The sequence below is a fragment of the Rheinheimera pacifica genome, assembly GCF_024809855.1.
Taxonomy (GTDB): Bacteria; Pseudomonadota; Gammaproteobacteria; order Enterobacterales; family Alteromonadaceae; genus Alishewanella; species Alishewanella pacifica_A.
The window spans coordinates 1-2493 of record NZ_JANUEM010000031.1 but is presented as its reverse complement, the minus strand read 5'-3'; the positions used below and the strand labels follow the sequence as shown (position 1 = coordinate 2493).

The following is a 2493-nucleotide window of genomic DNA, read 5'->3' as shown; positions in this document are numbered from 1 at the left end:
TGCGACTGTCGGTCTCGATCCCGTCGTGATGTGCTTCCGCCTCGCTGTAGCCCACGGTGGCGACCTGCGGGTCGGTGAACACCACGGCCGGCATTGCGGTCAGGTCCAGGGCCGCATCGCCGCCAGTCATGTTGATCGCAGCACGGGTGCCGGCCGCTGCCGCCACATAGACGAACTGAGGCTGGTCGGTGCAGTCGCCAGCCGCATAAATGTGTGGCGTACTGGTGCGCATGCCCTTGTCGATGACGATGGCCCCCTGCGCATTGGCAGCGACTCCCGCCGCTTCCAATGCCAGGCTGCGCGTGTTCGGTGCCCTGCCAGTGGCGACCAGCAGCTGGTCGGCGCGTATTTCACCGTACCCGGTGGTCAGCACGAATTCGCCGTCCACATGCGCGACCTGGCTGGCTTGCGTGTGTTCCAATACCTTGATCCCTTCGGCACGGAACGCGGCTGTAACGGCCTCGCCGATGGCCGGGTCTTCGCGGAAGAACAGCGTGCTGCGTGCCAGGATCGTCACTTTGCTGCCCAGCCGGGCAAAGGCTTGCGCCAGTTCCAGCGCCACCACAGACGAGCCGATCACGGCCAGGCGCTCGGGAATGGTGTCGCTGACCAGGGCCTCGGTGGAAGTCCAGTAGGGTGACTCTTTCAGGCCCGGAATCGGCGGCACGGCCGGGCTGGCACCCGTGGCGACCAGGCAGCGGTCGAACGCCACCACACGCTCGCCGCCATCGTTTAAACGGACGGCAAGGCTCTGGTCGTCCTTGAAACGCGCTTCACCATGCAGCACGGTGATGGCCGGGTTGCTGTCCAGGATGCCTTCGTACTTGGCGTGGCGCAGCTCATCGACGCGCGCCTGCTGCTGGGCCAGTAGTTTGCTGCGATCAATCGCAGGCACAGTCGCCGCGATGCCACTGTCGAATGGGCTTTCACGGCGCAAATGGGCGATATGGGCAGCGCGGATCATGATCTTGGACGGCACGCAGCCGACATTGACGCAAGTACCGCCGATGGTGCCGCGCTCGATCAGCGTGACGTTCGCACCTTGCTCGACGGCCTTCAGCGCCGCCGCCATCGCGGCTCCGCCGCTGCCAATAACGGCGACGTGCAGTCCGTCCCCATCACCACCAGCCTTGTCGCCACCGCCCAGCCATCCCAGCGCCTTGCCAAGCAGTCTGCCCCGCGCTGAAGTGGATGGGGCATCGGCGGGTGTGGCCTTGTAGCCGAGGCCGGCCACAGCGGCGGTCAGCGCCTCTGGCGAGGTGCCGGGATCGGTGGCGAGTTGCGCGGAGCCTTTCGGGTAGGACACGAGCGCCGACAGCACGCCCGGCACTTTCTCCAGGGCGTCCTTGACATGTGTCGCGCACGAGTCGCAGGTCATTCCGGTGATATTCAAATACATTGCATCGTTCCTTTTCGTTTCGGCAATTGCCAATGCAGTTAGCCGTGTTTGGGTGGTAGTTCGCAGCGGCGGTTGGCCGGTGAGAGCAGATCCCAGATCGACACCCCGATCATCAAGGCCAGACCGACATAGAGGAGGTTCGCCGTCCACCAATTGCCAAAAAACAAGAGCATGGCCGCCAGCACGATGGCTGGGCCGACCATCCCGAGCAGGCTGCGGTACCATTGCCGATGACTCAGCCAGCCCAGTGCATTCGCCAGCAAAGCCACGACTGCGAACAGCGGCAGCAGCTTGGAGATAAACAACCCTTCGTATTCCTGTAGAAAGCCAAGGCCGATGGCCGCGCCCAGGCTGGCGATAGCCGGGAAACAGGCAGCGCATCCCATCGCGGAAACAACGCTGCCAAGCGCGCCAGCCTTGTCGGCAATGCGTGTAATCAGTCCCATGATCGCCCCAGGTTCGGGTTCAGTGGCTCACTGCTTGACGCTGGACGGATAGCCCGCATCGCCAGTGGCCTTGATCAACTCATGCACACTGGTCTTGGTATCATCGAAGGTGACAACCGCTTCGCGTGGTTCGAAGGTAACGTCAACTTTATCAACGCCTTCAATCCTGGAAATCGCCATTTTGACGGTGATCGGGCAGGTGGGGCAGGTCATGCCGGGTACGGACAGCGTGACTGTCTGGGTCGCGGCCCACAAAGGAAAAGCAACAGTAGCGAGGGCGACGAGGGTGATAAAGGCAAACGATTTTTTCATGATGAACTCCTGTGATTAATAGAAAAATGGCATGACGTAGGGAAATCCGAGCGCGACCAGGACCAGCGCGGCCACGATCCAGAAAATGAGCTTGTAAGTAGCTCGCACTTGGGGAATCGCGCAGACCTCACCCGGTTTGCAGGCTTGCGCCGGGCGGTAGATGCGCCGCCAGGCGAAAAACAGCGCGACCAGCGCTGCGCCGATGAAGATCGGGCGATAGGGTTCCAGCACCGTCAGGTTGCCGATCCATGCCCCGCTGAACCCCAAGGCGATCAAAACCAGCGGCCCCAGGCAGCAGGCCGACGCAAGAATGGCGGCCAGCCCACCGGCAAAGAG

The 2493-nt window shown here is 62.7% G+C and carries 4 protein-coding genes; all 4 read right to left on the bottom strand.

The window, feature by feature from the left end; translation table 11 throughout:
- Positions 1-1399, bottom strand: a 1399-nt coding sequence (gene merA, locus M2404_RS20225; RefSeq protein ID WP_259241818.1) for a mercury(II) reductase, incomplete at its 3' end; no start/stop codon positions are given.
- A gap of 38 nt (positions 1400-1437) precedes the next feature.
- The gene (gene merC / locus M2404_RS20220; RefSeq protein WP_000522993.1) at positions 1438-1845 is read right to left on the bottom strand and encodes an organomercurial transporter MerC; all 408 of its coding nucleotides are present in this window, start codon (positions 1843-1845) and stop codon (positions 1438-1440) included.
- 27 nt (positions 1846-1872) lie between these two features.
- Entirely contained in the window at positions 1873-2157 is a 285-nt protein-coding gene (gene merP / locus M2404_RS20215; RefSeq protein WP_215399498.1) for a mercury resistance system periplasmic binding protein MerP, read from the bottom strand.
- Positions 2158-2172: 15 nt separating this feature from the next.
- Positions 2173-2493, bottom strand: a 321-nt coding sequence (gene merT, locus M2404_RS20210) for a mercuric ion transporter MerT (RefSeq protein ID WP_259241817.1), incomplete at its 5' end; no start/stop codon positions are given.

What these genes read in the sequence shown, in the direction of transcription:
- merC (WP_000522993.1), bottom strand. Translation starts at nt 1,845, where the DNA reads ATGGGACTGATTACACGCATTGCCGACAAGGCTGGCGCGCTTGGCAGC.
- merP (WP_215399498.1), bottom strand. Translation starts at nt 2,157, where the DNA reads ATGAAAAAATCGTTTGCCTTTATCACCCTCGTCGCCCTCGCTACTGTT.